This window comes from Pantoea sp. Ep11b, from assembly GCF_040783975.1.
Lineage (GTDB): Bacteria > Pseudomonadota > Gammaproteobacteria > Enterobacterales > Enterobacteriaceae > Pantoea.
This window is the reverse complement of the sequence record NZ_CP160631.1, coordinates 1,383,960-1,399,929: the sequence shown is the minus strand read 5'-3', so window position 1 is coordinate 1,399,929 and position 15,970 is coordinate 1,383,960. Positions and strand designations below refer to the sequence as shown.

General features: G+C 61.2%; 17 protein-coding genes. 13 read left to right on the top strand and 4 right to left on the bottom strand.

The features are described from left to right. Nucleotides 1-10 precede the first annotated feature (10 nt). From ppiB to purK, 4 genes are all read left to right on the top strand, one after another. The gene (gene ppiB, locus AB1748_RS06515) at nucleotides 11-505 is read left to right on the top strand and encodes a peptidylprolyl isomerase B (protein WP_111138987.1); all 495 of its coding nucleotides are present in this window, start codon (nucleotides 11-13) and stop codon (nucleotides 503-505) included. Beyond that, nucleotides 505-1,221 carry a UDP-2,3-diacylglucosamine diphosphatase gene (gene lpxH, locus AB1748_RS06510; protein WP_367396148.1) on the top strand — a complete coding sequence of 239 codons (717 nt, stop codon included), beginning with the start codon at nucleotides 505-507 and terminating at the stop codon, nucleotides 1,219-1,221. The genes ppiB and lpxH overlap by 1 nt, the downstream gene beginning before the upstream one ends. 131 nt (nucleotides 1,222-1,352) lie before the next feature. Next, on the top strand, nucleotides 1,353-1,859 hold the full coding sequence (gene purE / locus AB1748_RS06505; protein WP_367396147.1) for a 5-(carboxyamino)imidazole ribonucleotide mutase: 507 nt from the start codon (nucleotides 1,353-1,355) through the stop codon (nucleotides 1,857-1,859). After that, a complete protein-coding gene (gene purK, locus AB1748_RS06500) occupies nucleotides 1,856-2,920 on the top strand; it encodes a 5-(carboxyamino)imidazole ribonucleotide synthase (protein ID WP_293770809.1) in 1,065 nt (354 codons plus the stop codon). The genes purE and purK overlap by 4 nt, the downstream gene beginning before the upstream one ends. Before the next feature lie 271 nt (nucleotides 2,921-3,191). Here the strand turns inward: purK and ybbP are convergent, their stop codons facing one another. Both ybbP and ybbA read right to left on the bottom strand, forming a co-directional pair. Beyond that, the gene (gene ybbP, locus AB1748_RS06495; protein WP_111138983.1) at nucleotides 3,192-5,609 is read right to left on the bottom strand and encodes a putative ABC transporter permease subunit YbbP; all 2,418 of its coding nucleotides are present in this window, start codon (nucleotides 5,607-5,609) and stop codon (nucleotides 3,192-3,194) included. Next, complete coding sequence (gene ybbA, locus AB1748_RS06490; protein WP_111138982.1) at nucleotides 5,606-6,292, bottom strand: putative ABC transporter ATP-binding protein YbbA; 687 nt, start codon at nucleotides 6,290-6,292, stop codon at nucleotides 5,606-5,608. Before ybbA ends, ybbP begins: the two co-directional genes overlap by 4 nt. Here ybbA and tesA point away from each other — a divergent pair. From tesA to AB1748_RS06465, 5 genes are all read left to right on the top strand, one after another. After that, on the top strand, nucleotides 6,260-6,886 hold the full coding sequence (gene tesA / locus AB1748_RS06485; RefSeq protein ID WP_367396146.1) for a multifunctional acyl-CoA thioesterase I/protease I/lysophospholipase L1: 627 nt from the start codon (nucleotides 6,260-6,262) through the stop codon (nucleotides 6,884-6,886). The two genes, ybbA and tesA, sit on opposite strands and share 33 nt — an antisense overlap. Before the next feature lie 30 nt (nucleotides 6,887-6,916). Further along, nucleotides 6,917-7,690, top strand: a complete 774-nt coding sequence (locus AB1748_RS06480; protein WP_367396145.1) for an SDR family oxidoreductase — start codon at nucleotides 6,917-6,919, stop codon at nucleotides 7,688-7,690. Between the two features lie 79 nt (nucleotides 7,691-7,769). Continuing rightward, entirely contained in the window at nucleotides 7,770-8,627 is an 858-nt protein-coding gene (locus AB1748_RS06475; RefSeq protein WP_111138980.1) for a co-chaperone YbbN, read from the top strand. Between the two features lie 58 nt (nucleotides 8,628-8,685). Beyond that, a complete protein-coding gene (locus tag AB1748_RS06470) occupies nucleotides 8,686-9,600 on the top strand; it encodes an SPFH domain-containing protein (RefSeq protein WP_111138979.1) in 915 nt (304 codons plus the stop codon). Next, nucleotides 9,600-10,046 carry an NfeD family protein gene (locus AB1748_RS06465; RefSeq protein WP_111138978.1) on the top strand — a complete coding sequence of 149 codons (447 nt, stop codon included), beginning with the start codon at nucleotides 9,600-9,602 and terminating at the stop codon, nucleotides 10,044-10,046. Before AB1748_RS06470 ends, AB1748_RS06465 begins: the two co-directional genes overlap by 1 nt. Here AB1748_RS06465 and cueR read toward each other — a convergent pair. Beyond that, complete coding sequence (gene cueR / locus AB1748_RS06460; protein ID WP_293770819.1) at nucleotides 10,034-10,438, bottom strand: Cu(I)-responsive transcriptional regulator; 405 nt, start codon at nucleotides 10,436-10,438, stop codon at nucleotides 10,034-10,036. The two genes, AB1748_RS06465 and cueR, sit on opposite strands and share 13 nt — an antisense overlap. Nucleotides 10,439-10,534: 96 nt before the next feature. On the opposite strand from cueR, the gene copA reads away from it, so the two are divergent. The 3 genes from copA to ybaK all read left to right on the top strand — a co-directional run bounded on the left by copA (nucleotide 10,535) and on the right by ybaK (nucleotide 14,572). Further along, nucleotides 10,535-13,045 carry a copper-exporting P-type ATPase CopA gene (gene copA / locus AB1748_RS06455; RefSeq protein ID WP_367396324.1) on the top strand — a complete coding sequence of 837 codons (2,511 nt, stop codon included), beginning with the start codon at nucleotides 10,535-10,537 and terminating at the stop codon, nucleotides 13,043-13,045. A 70-nt stretch (nucleotides 13,046-13,115) separates the two neighbouring features. After that, nucleotides 13,116-13,919, top strand: a complete 804-nt coding sequence (locus AB1748_RS06450) for a TraB/GumN family protein (RefSeq protein WP_111140324.1) — start codon at nucleotides 13,116-13,118, stop codon at nucleotides 13,917-13,919. A gap of 173 nt (nucleotides 13,920-14,092) precedes the next feature. Further along, a complete protein-coding gene (ybaK, locus tag AB1748_RS06445; RefSeq protein WP_111140323.1) occupies nucleotides 14,093-14,572 on the top strand; it encodes a Cys-tRNA(Pro)/Cys-tRNA(Cys) deacylase YbaK in 480 nt (159 codons plus the stop codon). On the opposite strand, the gene AB1748_RS06440 is transcribed toward ybaK, so the two are convergent. Then, nucleotides 14,569-15,438: a LysR family transcriptional regulator gene (locus AB1748_RS06440; RefSeq protein ID WP_111140322.1), complete on the bottom strand. Its 870-nt coding sequence runs from the start codon at nucleotides 15,436-15,438 to the stop codon at nucleotides 14,569-14,571. The genes ybaK and AB1748_RS06440 overlap by 4 nt on opposite strands. A gap of 89 nt (nucleotides 15,439-15,527) precedes the next feature. On the opposite strand from AB1748_RS06440, the gene AB1748_RS06435 reads away from it, so the two are divergent. After that, a complete protein-coding gene (locus AB1748_RS06435; RefSeq protein WP_111140321.1) occupies nucleotides 15,528-15,962 on the top strand; it encodes a multidrug/biocide efflux PACE transporter in 435 nt (144 codons plus the stop codon). Nucleotides 15,963-15,970: the final 8 nt, after the last annotated feature.

Below are 15,970 nucleotides of genomic sequence, written 5' to 3'. Positions count from 1 at the left end.
GACAACAAAAATGGTAACTTTCCAGACGAACCATGGCGATATCGTAATCAAAACGTTCGATGACAAAGCGCCGGCCACCGTACAGAACTTCCTGGATTACTGCCGTGAAGGTTTTTACGACAACACCATTTTCCACCGTGTCATCAACGGCTTTATGATCCAGGGCGGCGGTTTCGAACCCGGCATGAAGCAGAAAGAGACCAAAGCTGAAATCAAAAACGAAGCGAACAACGGCCTGAAAAACACCAAAGGGACGCTGGCTATGGCGCGTACCTCTGCGCCGCACTCTGCGACCGCACAGTTCTTCATCAACGTCGCTGACAACGACTTCCTGAACTTCCGTGATGAAAGCGTTCAGGGCTGGGGCTACTGCGTGTTTGCAGAAGTGGTTGAAGGCATGGATGTGGTAGAGAAGATCAAAGCCGTCTCTACCGGCCGCAGCGGTATGCACCAGGATGTGCCAAAAGATGACGTCGTTATCCAGAAAGTGACCGTCAGCGAGTAATGTCGCGCACGCTGTTTATCGCAGATCTCCATCTGTGTCAGGAAGAACCGGCGATTACCGCCGGTTTTCTGCATTTTTTAGCGCGCGAAGCTCCTCACTGCGACGCGCTCTATATTCTCGGCGATCTGTTTGAAGCCTGGATAGGCGATGACGATCCCAATCCGCTGCATCAGCAGGTTGCCGATGCCCTGCGCGCCCTGCCGGTGCCGGTTTACTTTATTCATGGCAACCGCGATTTCCTGCTGGGTCGCCGCTTTGCACGCGCCAGTCACATGACCCTGCTGCCGGAAGAGCAGGTCTTGACGCTCTATGGTCAGCGAGTGCTGATCATGCATGGTGACACGCTCTGCACGGACGACGCGGGTTATCTGCGCTTTCGCGCCAGAGTGCATAATCCCTGGATCCAGCGGCTCTTTCTGGCGCTGCCTCTGCGGATCCGCAAGCGGATTGCCGCGCGGATGCGGGCCGACAGCAAGCAGGCTAACCAGCACAAATCTCAGAGCATCATGGATGTGAACCCGGATGCGGTCGTCGCCACCCTGCTGCGCCAGCAGGTGCCGCTGCTGATCCATGGTCACACTCACCGCCCGGCAATTCATACGCTGGCGGTGCAGGGCGAAACGGCACAGCGCGCGGTACTGGGTGCCTGGCACGAACGGGGTTCCATGATTCAGCTCGACGCCAGTGGCATTCAGCTCACTGAATTTGACTTCTGATCTGCCGTTAAACCGACGGCATTAAGCGCGACGCAACCGTTTTCCTTCCGCCTCTGTCATGCTATTCTCGGTGCCCTTCAAAACCTGTCCGCCCGGCCAGGTCTGTTTGTTCATCCACAGGAGTTGACCGCATGTCATCCAACGCCCCGGCTCGCATCGCCATTGTTATGGGTTCCAGAAGTGACTGGGCCACCATGCAGTTCGCCGCTGACATTCTTACCAGCCTGGACGTCCCTTTTCATGTTGAAGTGGTCTCTGCGCACCGCACCCCGGATAAACTGTTCAGCTTCGCCGAAACCGCGGCGGACAACGGTTTTCAGGTGATTATCGCGGGTGCAGGTGGCGCAGCCCATCTGCCGGGGATGCTGGCAGCCAAAACCCTGGTGCCGGTGCTGGGTGTACCGGTGCAGAGCGCGGCGCTGAGCGGCGTCGATAGCCTCTACTCGATCGTGCAGATGCCGCGCGGTATCCCGGTTGGCACGCTGGCGATCGGTAAAGCCGGTGCCGCCAATGCCGCCCTGCTGGCGGCGCAGATTCTGGCGCTGCATGACAGCGCGCTGGCCTCACGTCTCGGCACCTGGCGTCAGAGCCAGACCGATGAGGTGCTTAACCACCCCGATCCGCGGGAGGAGGCATGAAGCCGGTTTGCGTACTGGGCAACGGCCAGTTAGGCCGTATGCTGCGTCAGGCAGGTGAACCCCTGGGCATTGCCGTTTACCCGGTGGGTCTGGACGCCGATCCTGCCGCTCTGCCGATCGCCGACAGCGTGATCACCGCCGAGATCGAACGCTGGCCGGAGACGGCGCTGACGCGTGAACTGGCCAGCCATCCGGCCTTTGTTAACCGCGATATTTTTCCGCGTCTGGCCGATCGCCTGACGCAGAAGCAGCTGCTGGACGAGCTTGGCCTGGCGACTGCCCCCTGGCAGTTGCTGTCGGACAACAGCGAATGGCCGACGGTGTTTGACTCGCTGGGCGAGCTGGCGATAGTGAAAAGCCGCACCGGCGGTTACGACGGACGCGGTCAGTGGCGTCTGCGCGCCGGTGATACGCACCAGCTGCCGGATGCCTGCTACGGCGAATGCATCGTTGAACAGGGCATTAACTTTTCCGGTGAAGTCTCGCTGGTGGGCGCGCGCGGCCACGATGGTAACGTCGTGTTCTATCCGCTGACGCATAACCTGCATCAGGAGGGCATTCTGCGCACCAGCGTCGCCCTGCCCCAGGCGGATCGGGCGCAGCAGCAGCAGGCCGAAGCGATGCTGAGTGCGATTATGCATGCGCTGAACTATGTTGGCGTGATGGCGATGGAGTGCTTTGTCACGCCTGACGGACTGCTGATTAACGAGCTGGCGCCGCGTGTCCATAACAGCGGCCACTGGACGCAGAACGGCGCCTCGATCAGCCAGTTTGAGCTGCATCTGCGCGCCATTCTCAGCCTGCCGCTGCCGCAGCCGGTGGTCTTTGCCCCGTCGGCGATGGTCAACCTGATTGGCACCGACGTAAACCTCAGCTGGCTGCAGCAGCCGCTGGTGCATCTGCACTGGTATGACAAAGAGGTGCGTCCGGGCCGTAAAGTGGGCCATCTCAATCTGACCGACAGCGACACGAAGCGGCTTAAGATGGCGCTGAACGCGCTGGTGCCCCAGTTGCCTGCAGAGTACGCCAGCGGTATTGCGTGGGCAGTTGAGAAGCTCTGATCGCCGCCACCGACAGTGCAGGGCGGCCTGATCGGGCCGCTCAGCATGATGGTGCCGTTCTCTCTCAGTCAGCAGCAGACATCGGGAAAAGATCGCAAAAACGCCCCTGCCCGCCCGTCACGCGTGATAACGCTCCTCATCCCTGAGGGGCGTCCGTTAGCGGATTGAATTCATCCTTCCTGCGTAACGCCTCACTCCGGTTTTCCGCCTGTTGATCTGCATAGCGGTAAAAACGGGCGGGATGCGGCCTGTCCTGCCCCGAATCTGACCGCTACGCCGCATCGAACTTCCTGAACAGAGCCTTTCCTTTCAGTAACCGGATACCCAGCCAGCCGCCGCAGAGAGATAACAGCAGCGCGCCGCACAACGGCAGCGCCAGCCAGAGCGTCCAGTCGGGCTGCCACGGGAAGTCAAAGATGCGGGTCTGTAATCCCCACAGCGCCGCTTCTGCCCCCATTGCTGCCGCAACACCGGAGACCACGCCAAGCAGAGCAAACTCATACCATAGCGTGGTGCGCAGCAGGCGCTTACCGGCCCCCAGCGTGCGATAGACGACCAGCTCCTGCCGACGCTGACGCATCCCGACCTGAATCTGCGCCAGCAGCAACAGCAGACCGCAGACGGTGACCAGCACCACCATGATCTCCAGCGCCTGGCTGACCTGCGTCAGCACCTGACCGATCTGCCGCATAATGCTGCCGATATCCAGCAGACTCAGCGTCGGAAAGGCGCGGTTCAGCTGGGCCAGCAGAACCGGATCGGCCGCCATACGGAAGCTGGTGAGCCAGGTCTGCGGCTGACTGTCCAGCGCCCCCGGCGGGAAAATAAAGAAGAAGTTCGGCTTCAGGCTCTCCCAGTCCACTTTACGCAGGCTGGAGATTCGGGCACTGAAGGTCTGCGTATCGCCTTCGAACGTCAGGGTGTCACCGAGCTTCACGCCCAGCCGCTCCGCCAGCTCCACCTCCATTGACACCTCTCCTGCCCCCGGCGGCCAGTGACCGGCCACCAGCGGATTGTGATCCGGACGCTCGGCCAGCGCCGTCAGGTTAAGTTCGCGGTTCAGGGCGTTATCCCGACCAGGATCCGCTGGCTTACCGTTAAGCTCACTGAGCCTTACCCGTGCAATCGGGTAGAAGATTTCGGGCTTAATCTGGTGCGCCTGCAGGAAATCCCGCACCTGCGGCACCTGCTCCGCACTGATGTTCAGCAGGAAGAAGTTCGGGCTGTCCGCCGGTAACTGCTGCTGCCAGCGATCCAGCAGATCGCCCCGCATCACCAGCAGCAGTGCCAGCAGCATAAACGAGAGCGAAAAGGCCGCGAGCTGACTCAGCGTCATGCCGGGCTGACGCAGCAGCCGGTTGATCGCCAGCCGCAGGGCCAGCCTGCGCACCACCAGCCGCCGAAGTAGCAGCAGCGTGCCCCAGCCGGTAATGGCCAGTAAGCCCGCCAGCACCACCACACCGGCCAGCAGCGCCCAGAGCATCTTACTGCCGCCCACCAGCAGGGCTAACAGCGTGATGACAACCGCGGCCATCACCGGGATGTAGAATTTCAGCGGCCAGAGGCTGGCTACCGCATCGCGCCGCAGCACCCGCAACGGCTGCGTCGCCAGCAGCAGACGATAGGGACGCAGCCCCACCAGTAGCGAAATCACAAACAGCGAGCCCACCGCCCAGACCCACGGCCAGAGGCTGGCCGCCGGTAAGCTGGCTGGCAGCACCGGTTTCAGCATCGCCATCAGAATCGCTTCCACGCCCTGCCCGATCAGGCCACCGGCTATCGCCGCCAGCAGCAGCACCGCCAGCCACTGACCGATGATCAGACGCTGCAAGGCGCCGTGCGTGGCCCCCAGAGTTTTCAGCACCGCCACCAGATCGTAGCGGCTGCGGCAGTAGTGGCTCATGGCGACCGCCACGGCCGCAATTGCCAGCATCAGGGTCAGCAGGGCCGACAGCAGCAGAAACTGCTGCGCACGCTGCATCGAACGCCCCAGGGCATCCTCTGAGTTCTCAGTGCTGATCCAGCGCTGGTCCGCCCTGATCTGCGGCTCAATCCAGCGGTCGTAGCGGGCCAGCTGGTCGGGATTGCCGGCGAATTTGTAGCGCCAGGTGATTCGGCTGCCAGGCTGGATCGCCCCGGTTTTCGCGGCATCGGCCTGGTTGATCAGCAGACGCGGCGCCATCTCAAAGGGGTTAAAGCCACCATCCGGCTCCTGAATTACCACGCCGCTGATGCGCAGCCGGGTGTCTCCGACGTCCAGCACATCGCCCACGTTCAGATTCAGCAGCGCCATCAGGCGCGGCGCGGCCAGGGCGGTGCCCGCCTGCGGCCTCAGACCTGGCGGTTTAGTCTGCAGCGTGCCGAACATCGGGTAAGCGTCATCGACCGCCTTGACGGAGGCGAGCTGCGGCGACTGGCCGGCAAAGGTCATGGTCATAAAGGTCAGCTGACGGCTGACCGTCAGGCCGGTTTCACGCGCTTTCGCCAGCCAGGCTTCCGGCACCGCCGCGCTACTGCGCAGCGTACGGTCGCCCGCCATAAAGTCACGGCTCTGCTGATTCAGCCCCTTTTCCATGCGATCGCTGATCGATCCCAGCGCCAGGACGCAGGCGACCGCCAGCGTCAGGGCCAGCCAGACAATCAGCAGCGAGGGCGATCGCCACTCCCGCCAGAACCAGCGCCAGATCATTGCTCCTCCCACAGCTTGCCATCACGCAGCCGCAGGCGACGGTCGCAGCGCGCCGCCAGCTGCTCATCGTGCGTCACCAGAATCAGGGTCGTGGCGAAGTCGCGATTCAGGGAAAACAGCAGATCGGCGATGCGGTCACCGGTTTTACGATCGAGATTGCCGGTCGGTTCATCGGCAAACAGCAGGCCCGGACGGCCACTGAAGGCGCGGGCCAGCGCGACCCGCTGCTGCTCCCCGCCAGAAAGCTGGGCGGGCAGATGGTGCAGACGTTCCCCCAGCCCAAGCAGCGTCAGCAGCTCGCGCGCCTGCTCCCGGCTCTGGCGATCGCTGTCACCGCGCAGCAGCGAAGGCAGCTGCACGTTCTCCTGCGCGTTCAGGGTCGGCACCAGCATAAACGACTGAAACACAAAACCGACCTGTTTAGCGCGCAGGGCCGCGCGCTGCTCCTCATTCATCCGGTGCAGCGGCTGCCCCAGCAGATGGACCTCCCCGCTGCTGCCGTCGTCCAGCCCGGCCAGAATCCCCAGCAGGGTAGACTTGCCGGAACCCGACTCGCCAATCAACGCAAGGGTCTCGGCTGGTTTGACAACCAACTCAACTCCGGTAAGGATGGTTAACTGATGCTCTCCCTGACCGACGGACTTAGTAAGATGATGAACTTCAACAATGTTTTCCGCTGGCATTATCCCTTCCTGTTATTGATGCTTCTGCTGGTGTCGCGTCTGGCGGCTGCCGATACGCTGATGGTGCTGGGCGACAGCCTGAGCGCAGGCTATCGCATGTCTGCCACTGCAGCCTGGCCCAGCCTGCTTGATAAACAGTGGCAGCAGAAACCGAAAGTGGTCAACGCCAGCATCAGCGGTGACACGGCCGCACAGGGGCTGGCCCGTCTGCCTGCGCTATTAAAACAGCATCAGCCCCAGTGGGTGTTAATCGAACTGGGCGGTAATGATGGTCTGCGCGGCTTTCCGCCTGATACCATTGCGCAGACGCTGAGCAAGGCCATTGACGCTATCAAGGCCGCCAGCGCGAAGCCGCTGCTGATGCAGATCCGCCTGCCTGCAAACTATGGCCGCCGCTATACCGAGGCGTTCAGCGGCATCTATCCCGGCTTAGCGCAGCAGCATAACATTCCTCTGGTGCCCTTCTTCATGGAGCAGGTCTACCTGAAACCCGAATGGATGCAGCAGGATGGCATTCATCCCAATCCCGATGCCCAGCCGTTTATCGCCGGGTTGATGGCCAGAGAACTGGCTCCCTTAGTTAAGCAGCCGTAGCGCGCCTGGATGCGCAAAAAGGGTAAAGAAATGCAAAAAACCATTCTGATTACAGGTTGTTCCAGCGGTATTGGCCTGGTTGCCGCGCAGGATCTGCTGGCACGGGGTTACCGGGTCATCGCCGCCTGCCGCAAAGCGGACGATGTCCTGCGCATGAACACGCTCGGGTTTACGGGCGTACAGCTGGATCTCGACGACCCGCAGAGCGTGGATCAGGCGGCGGATGCCGTGCTCGCGCTCTGTGACAACCGTCTGGCGGCGCTGTTTAACAACGCCGGATTTGGTCTCTATGGCCCGCTGCGGACGCTGTCCCGTCAGCAGCTGGAACAGCAGTTCTCCAGCAATTTCTTTGGCGTTCATCAGCTGACCCTGCGCCTCCTGCCAGCCCTGCAGGCCAGCGGCGATGGCCGTATTATTAACACCAGCTCGGTGCTGGGAGTGATCTCGACGCCTGGCCGTGGCGCCTATGCCGCCAGTAAGTATGCGCTGGAGGCCTGGAGCGATGCGCTGCGGCTTGAGGTGCGCAGCAGCGGGATTCGGGTCAGCCTGATTGAACCCGGTCCGATTGAGACCCGCTTTACTGACAACGTGACCCAGGGCGAACAGCATAATCCGGTGCGCAATCCCGGCATCGCAGCGCGCTTTACCCTGCCACCGGAGGCTATTCTGCCTAAACTGCGTCACGCACTCGAGAGCCCTCATCCGCGTTTACGCTATCCGGTGACAGTGGTCGCACATGTCATGAGCCTGCTGAAACGGTTACTGCCTGGCTGGATGCTGGATCGCATTTTGCGCAGCCACTGATTCACCGGGCGCAATTACGCTTGAAGCCGGGCCAGTTGGCCCCATATCCTTAGAACACTTTTTGCAAAGAGACTTATTCATGTCACCACAAGCTTCGATCGTCGACATCAACGAATCTAACCTGCAGCAGACCCTTGAGCAGTCGATGCAGCTGCCGGTGCTGTTCTACTTCTGGTCTGAGCGCAGCCAGCACTGTCTGGAGCTGACGCCGGTGCTGGAGCGCCTGGCGCAGGAGTACGCGGGGCAGTTTATTCTTGCAAAACTGGATTGTGACAGAGAGCAGCGGGTAGCGGCGCAGTTTGGTCTGCGATCCATCCCGACCGTCTATCTGTTCCAGGATGGTCAGCCGGTTGACGGCTTCCAGGGGCCGCAGCCGGAAGAGGCGATCCGCGCCCTGCTGGAAAAAGTCCTGCCGCGTGAAGAGGAGCTGAAGGCGCAGCAGGCGATGCTGCTGATGCAGGAAGGCAAACCGCTGGAGGCGCTGCCGCTGCTGAAAGAGGCGTGGCAGCTGAGCAATCAGGCCAGCGAGATCGGTTTCCTGCTGGCTGAAGTGCTGATTACCCTGAGCCGTAGTGATGAAGCGGAAGCGGTGCTGAAGGTCGTACCGCTTCAGGATCAGGACACCCGCTATCAGAGCCTGATGGCGCAGATCGACCTGCTGAAGCAGGCCGCAGACACGCCAGAGATTCAGCAACTGCAATCGGAGCTGGATGCGGATCCGACTAACGCTGGACTGGCTGCTAAACTCTCGTTACAGCTGCATCAGGTTGGCCGGAACGAAGAAGCCCTGGAACTGCTGTTCAGCTTCCTCAAATCCGATCTCAATGCCGCTGATGGCCAGGCGCGTAAAATGCTGCAGGAGATTCTGGCGGCGCTGGGAACCGGCGATGCACTTGCCGCCCGTTATCGCCGTCAGCTCTACTCCCTGCTCTACTAACCGGCATCACCTCGGGCCGAAGCGACTCGGCCCGTCACTCTGACAATGTGGAGGTTATATGATTACAGTCATTCCCGCCCTGATTATTCTGGCGCTGGTGGCGGTCTGGGCGACCGTTAAAATTGTGCCGCAGGGCTTTCAGTGGACGGTTGAGCGTTTTGGCCGTTACACCCGCACTTTGACGCCAGGACTGAGCCTGGTGATCCCGTTCATGGATCGTGTCGGTCGTAAGATCAACATGATGGAACAGGTGCTGGATATCCCCTCTCAGGAGATTATCTCCAAAGATAACGCCAATGTGACCATCGATGCCGTCTGCTTTATTCAGGTGGTTGATCCCGCACGCGCCGCCTATGAGGTCAGCAATCTTGAGCAGGCGATCCTGAATCTCACCATGACCAATATGCGTACCGTGCTGGGCAGCATGGAGCTGGATGAGATGCTCTCTCAGCGCGACAGCATCAATACCCGGCTGCTGCATATCGTGGATGAGGCAACCAACCCGTGGGGCGTCAAGATCACCCGTATTGAGATCCGCGACGTGCGTCCGCCGCAGGAGCTGGTGGGGGCGATGAATGCACAGATGAAAGCGGAGCGCACCAAGCGCGCCGATATTCTGACGGCCGAAGGTGTGCGCCAGGCGGCGATCCTGCGAGCCGAAGGGGATAAGCAGTCGCAGATCCTCAAGGCCGAAGGTGAACGTACCTCGGCGTTCCTGCAGGCAGAAGCGCGTGAACGTCAGGCTGAGGCTGAAGCGAATGCCACGAAGATGGTTTCGGAAGCGATCGCGGCCGGTGATATTCAGGCCATTAACTACTTCGTGGCGCAGAAATACACCGATGCGCTGCAGAAAATCGGCGAGGCCAACAACAGCAAAGTGGTGATGATGCCACTGGAGGCAAGCAGTCTGCTCGGTTCGATTGCGGGCATTGGTGAACTGCTGAAGGAATCACGCACTGAGTCGACACGCTGATGCTGGTCGGGATCATTGCGCATCCACACTGGTTCTGGCTGACGCTGGGCGGATTACTGCTGGCGGCGGAGATGCTGGGCACCAGCGGTTACCTCCTGTGGAGCGGGCTGGCCGCGCTGATCGTCGGCATCATTGAGTGGATCGTCCCGCTCAGCTGGACCACCCAGGGCTCGCTGTTTGCCGTACTGACGCTGGTCTGCGTTTTCCTGTGGTATCGCTGGATGCGCCAGCGTGAAGCGCATCAGCCGCCCACGGCCCTGAACGCGCGCGGCAGGCAGATGGTCGGTCTGCAACTGACGCTGGAGAGCGCGCTGCACAACCGGACCGGCCATGTGCGCATCGGAGACAGCAGCTGGCGGGTAGAGGCGGAGCAGGATCTGCCCGCAGGTACGCCGGTCGTGGTGGTGGGCATAGAGGGGATCACCCTGCGTATTCAGCCCCGCTGATGCGCGCATCCGGCCAGATTGTTGATGATGGGGCACTCCGCTCCCTCATCGCCCGGACAGGCCTCCGCCAGCGCCAGCAGTCGCGCCCGCATCATATGCAGCTCTTCAATATGCGCCGCGATTTCATCCGCTTTCTGTAGCGTGCGGGCTTTCACATCCGCGCTGTGACGTGACGGATTGTTAAACAGCGCCACCAGCTCACGGCACTCATCCAGCGTAAAGCCGACCTGCCGCGCCTGGCGCAGCAGGTTCAGCTCATCAAGATGATGCGCATTGTAGCGGCGGTAGCCATTTTCACTGCGTAACGGCGGGGTCACGACCCCCTTCTCTTCGTAAAAACGGATCGCCTTGCTGGTCAGTCCGGTCTTCTTCGCCACATCGCTGATGTTCATTCTGGTCCCCTTGACCTTCCCCTTGATGGAAGGTTTATGCTTAAGCATGAATCGAAACTGGCCTGCGGGTCAAATCTGTTAACCAGGGAGTTGATGATGTCACATACTCTTTCTCTGGCACTTGATGGCCTCTCCTGTGGTCACTGTGTCAAACGCGTCAAAGAGGCACTGGAACAGCGCGACGATGTTGATCACGCCGATGTCACCCAGCAGGAGGCGCATGTCTCCGGTCAGGCGGACGCCGCTGCGCTGATCGCCACCATCGAGCAGGCGGGTTATCACGCCACGCTGAAACCGGCGGCTTCCCCAAAGCCTGAACCGTTGACAGCATCGGAGCCGCCGCCGGAGGCGCTGACAACGGAGTCCGCTTCTCATCCGGCAGACAACACACAGTCCACCTATATGCTGCTGATTGAGGGCATGAGCTGCGCCAGCTGCGTCAGTCGCGTGGAAAAGGCGCTGCAGCAGGTTACAGGCGTCAGCCAGGCGCGGGTCAACCTCGGCGAACGCAGCGCGCTGGTGCTGGGGCACGCCGACCCGCAGCAGCTGGTGGCCGCCGTGGATGCCGCGGGCTATGGTGCAGAGGTGGTGGACAACGAACAGGATCGCCGCGAAAAGCAGCAGCACAGCGCCCGCAGCGCGATGCGCCGGTTCAGCTGGCAGGCTGGGGTCGCGCTGGCGTTCGGGGTGCCGCTGATGATCTGGGGCATGGTGGGCGATAACATGATGCTCACCGACAGCAATCAGGGCCTCTGGCGCGGACTGGGGATACTGACCCTGCTGATCATGGTGCTCACCGGCAGCCACTTCTATCGCAGCGCCTGGCGCAGTCTGCGCAATGGCAGCGCCACCATGGATACGCTGGTGGCGTTGGGCACAGGCGCCGCCTGGATCTACTCATTCAGCGTGGTGCTGTGGCCCGACTTTTTCCCGCCTCAGGCGCGCCATCTCTACTTTGAAGCCAGCGTGATGATTCTGGGTCTGATCAATCTGGGGCACGCCCTTGAGCAGCGCGCACGTCAGCGATCGTCTGAGGCGCTGGAGCGGCTGCTGGACCTGACGCCCGCCCAGGCGCGTCTGGTTGATCCCGGGGGTGACCGGATGATCCCGGTCAGTGCCGTAACGTCCGGCATGACGCTGCGCCTGGTCACCGGCGATCGGGTACCGGTTGATGGTGAAATCAGCACCGGTGAAGCCTGGTTTGATGAGGCGATGCTGACCGGCGAAGCGGTGCCGCAGACCAAAGGTTCGGGTGCGGCGATCTTTGCCGGTACCCTGGTGCAGGATGGATCGGTCACCTTCGTCGCCCGGGCGACCGGCAACGATACCACCCTCTCGCGCATTATCCGGCTGGTACGTCAGGCGCAAAGCAGCAAACCGGATGTGGGGCGGCTGGCCGACCGCATCTCTGCCGTATTCGTGCCCGTTGTGGTGCTGATCGCCCTGCTGAGCGGCGCGGTCTGGTATCTGTTCGGGCCGCAGCCGCAGATCGCCTACATGCTGGTGATTGCCACAACCGTACTGATTATCGCCTGCCCCTGCGCGCTGGGCCTGGCGACTCCCATGTCAATTATTGCCGGTGTGGGCCGCGCGGCCGAGCTGGGCGTGCTGGTGCGCGATGCGGACGCCCTGCAGCGTGCCAGCGAGATCGACACCCTGGTCTTTGATAAAACCGGCACGCTGACGGCAGGCACACCGCAGGTCATGGAGGTGCTGACCTGGAACGGAGCCCGCCGCGAAGCCGTGCTGAACCGGGCGGCGGCGCTGGAGCTGACCTCGGGTCATCCGCTGGCGAAAGCCATCGTGGAGGCGGCGAAACTGCCCCGCTCTCCCGAATTAACGCAATTTCGTACAATACGCGGCAAAGGCGTCAGCGGTACGCTGGAAGGCAGAACGCTGCTGCTGGGCAACGCGGCGCTGCTGCAGGACAACGGCGTGGACTGCCGGATGGCAGAAGCAGAGATAGCGCGCCTGACGCAACAGGGTGCCACGCCGGTCTTACTGGCCGAACAGGGTCAGCTTACTGGTCTGATTGCATTACGTGATGCGCTGCGGCCGGAGAGCAGTGCGGCGCTGAAACGCCTGCATCAGCAGGGCTATCGCCTGATTATGCTGACCGGCGATCATGAGAAGACCGCGCGTGCCATTGCTGACGAAGCCGGAATTGATGAGGTGATTGCGGGGGTGCTGCCGGAAGGAAAAGCCGCGGCTATCGCGCAGTTACAGCAGCAGGGTCGCCGCGTCGCGATGGTGGGCGACGGCATCAACGATGCGCCTGCGCTGGCGCAGGCCGATGTGGGAATTGCGATGGGTGGCGGCAGTGATGTGGCGGTCGAAACCGCGGGCATTACGCTGATGCGCGCCGATCTCAACGGCGTGGCGGATGCATTAGCCCTCTCCTCTGCCACGCTGCGCAATATCCGGCAGAACCTGTTTGGCGCATTTATCTACAACAGTATCGGTATTCCGGTGGCGGCCGGAGTGCTTTATCCGCTGACCGGCACCCTGCTCAGCCCGATTGTAGCCGGCGCCGCGATGGCGCTCTCCTCCATCACCGTGGTCAGCAACGCCAACCGGCTGCTGCGCTACCGGCCGCCGCGTCCGTAATCCCGCTTCAGCGCTGTTTTTCATACGCTGAAGTCGCTAGCATGGGGTTTTGAATCGCTAAGGAACGGGAATGTCAGGCAACGTTTGGCGCTCACTGCGCGGCTTTATCAGCCAACTTTTTCCCGCCAGTTACCGCTGGCCTGCGATGGATGTCCGGCTTGGCGATCGTCATCTGCATCTGGTTGGCAGCATCCATATGGGCACGCGCGATATGCAACCGCTCCCCGCCCGTCTGCTGCGTCAGTTACAGCAGGCGGATGCGCTGATTGTGGAAGCCGATATAACCCAGGGGGGCTCACCCTTTGATCATCGCGGCGATCGTCCGGCTCTCTCTGCCCGCCTGGAGAGCCACGCGATGCAGACCCTGACGGCGCTGTGCCAGGAGATGAGCCTGGATTTGAGCCTGTTTGACCATCTGCCGGCCTGGCAGGTTGCGCTGATGCTGCAGGCTCAGCAGGCCCAGCGGCTGGGGTTGCGACCCGACTACGGCATCGATTATCAGCTTTTACAGGCGGCAAAGGGGCTGAACAAGCCGGTAATTGAGCTGGAAGGGGCCGATGCGCAGATCGCCCTGCTGACCGCGCTACCGGATGATGGCATGGCGCTGTTGCAGGATACGCTGCAGCACTGGCATACCAACGCGCGACTGCTGCAGATGATGGTGAGCTGGTGGCTGGATACGCCGCCACGCCAGCCCGAAATCACCCTGCCCGCCACCTTCAGCCAGGCGCTGAACGAGACGCTGATCGGACAGCGCAATGCGCAGTGGTGTCAACGTCTGCAGACGCTGACGGCAGGAAACTATGTGGTGGCGGTCGGCGCCCTGCACCTCTATGGCGAAGACAATCTGCCGGAGATGCTGAAGCGGCCCTGAAAAAAGAGAGCCGATAACATTATCGGCCCGTCAAAGAGGAATGTGTTTATGATTCTGGTTATCGCTCAGCAATCGGATTGCTGGCGCGCGGCCAATTTTCACTCAAAGCACAAAATTTCGCCACCTTTTTCCCTGTTTATGCGCAATAAGATTTTTCTGAGTAAGGAACCTGTATGACGCCCGCCGTAAAACTACTGGAAAAACAGAAAGTCAGCTTCACGCTTCACCCTTATGAACATGACAGCAGCGAAACCCATTTTGGTGATGAAGCGGTCCGGAAACTCAATCTGGATGCACGTCAGGTGTTTAAAACGCTGCTGGTGGCGCTGAACGGTGAGGCGAAACAGTTAGCCGTTGCGGTGACGCCCGTGCCGACCCAGCTGGATCTGAAAAAGGTGGCTAAGGCCCTGGGCGCGAAAAAAGCAGAGATGGCCGATCCGCAGCTGGCACAGCGGGTGACTGGCTATCTGGTGGGCGGGATTAGCCCGCTCGGCCAGAAAAAACGGCTGCCGACGGTGATCGATCACTCCGCCCGCGCATTCAACGCCATGTTTATCTCCGGCGGCAAGCGCGGGCTGGATATCGAACTGGCACCTGACGATCTGGCTCGTCTGCTGGATGCGCCGTTTGCCGATATTGCCCGCCACGACTAAACCCGTGGCTGAGCGCAGAGCTGATCGATCATCCAGCGTCCCGCCGGGCCGGGTGGCGTGCGTCGTGACCAGACCACCTCCACCGCGATATGCTGTGGCCAGCCCGGCATCGACAGCTCCTTCAGGACGCCATGCCCGAACTGCTTCACCAGCCAGCGCGGCAGGATCGTCCAGCCAAATCCCTGCTCCGCCATCTCCAGCAGCAGCAGATAGGTCGGCGCTGACCAGATACGCCCCGTTGGTGCGGGTTCAGCGGCCTCTATCCAGGTGTTGAGTCGCAGATGCCGGACGCCTTCCAGCTCGCTTTCACTGAGGGTGTTATGCCGGGCCAGCGGATGATCGCGATGTAAAAAAACCGCCATCTGTGCCTCAACCTGCAGGCGTGCCACTGCGATATCCACCGGCAGAACAGGCTGCGCCCGCACCACCCCCAGGTGAACCCGCCCGGCCTGCAGCAGATCCAGCACATCGCCATCCTCAGCAATCATGACTTCCAGCTCAATCTCCGGGTAACGGGCATCAAACTGCCTGAGCAGCTGTTCGTGGTGATCGGTTTGCCAGAAATCGGACATGGCAAAACTGAGCCGTGGCTCGACGCCCTGCGACAGTCGTATTGCCAGCGCATCCAGCCGCTCACTCGCCGACAGGATCTGCTGGATCTGCGGGACGACACGGCGTCCCTGCTCGGTGAGCATCGGCTGGCGGCCCGCGCGGTCAAACAGCGCAAAGCCGAGATCGTCCTCCAGACTGGCGACCGCCGCGCTGATGGTGGACTGACTTTTACCCAGCGCGCGCGCCGCAGCGGAGAACGATCCGCTCGCCACGGTCTGCATAAACGCCTCAAGAGATTCCGGGGAGTAACGCATTTAATCCATCGCTTTTTCCGATAGGTAATCATTTTATCTTAGCATTCCGGCGTGTAAGAATGCGCCGCATTATGCAAGGAGATAGAGTTATGCGTACCCGCTCACTGAAAGAACGTATTCTGCACGCTGTCTGTTTTGAAACGCTGGCGATTCTGACCGTATCGCCCCTGGCGGCCTGGATTATGAATAAGCCCCTGTTTCAGATGGGATCACTGGCGATCATACTCTCGACCGTCGCGATGCTCTGGAACATGATCTATAACAGCGGATTTGATCGTCTCTACGCGCCAGGCCAGAAGCGCGGCACGGGCGTGCGCATACTGCATGCGCTGGGGTTTGAAGGCGGATTTATCCTGATTGGCCTGCCGATTGCGGCCGCGATGCTGCACATCTCCCTGTGGCAGGCGCTGCTGGTGGAAATCGTCTTTTTCCTCTTCTTCCTGCCCTACACGATGCTCTACAACTGGGTCTGGGACAAACTGCGCGAGCGCTGGATCAGACGTCACCCCTGCCGGGCGTCATAAAAACGGGA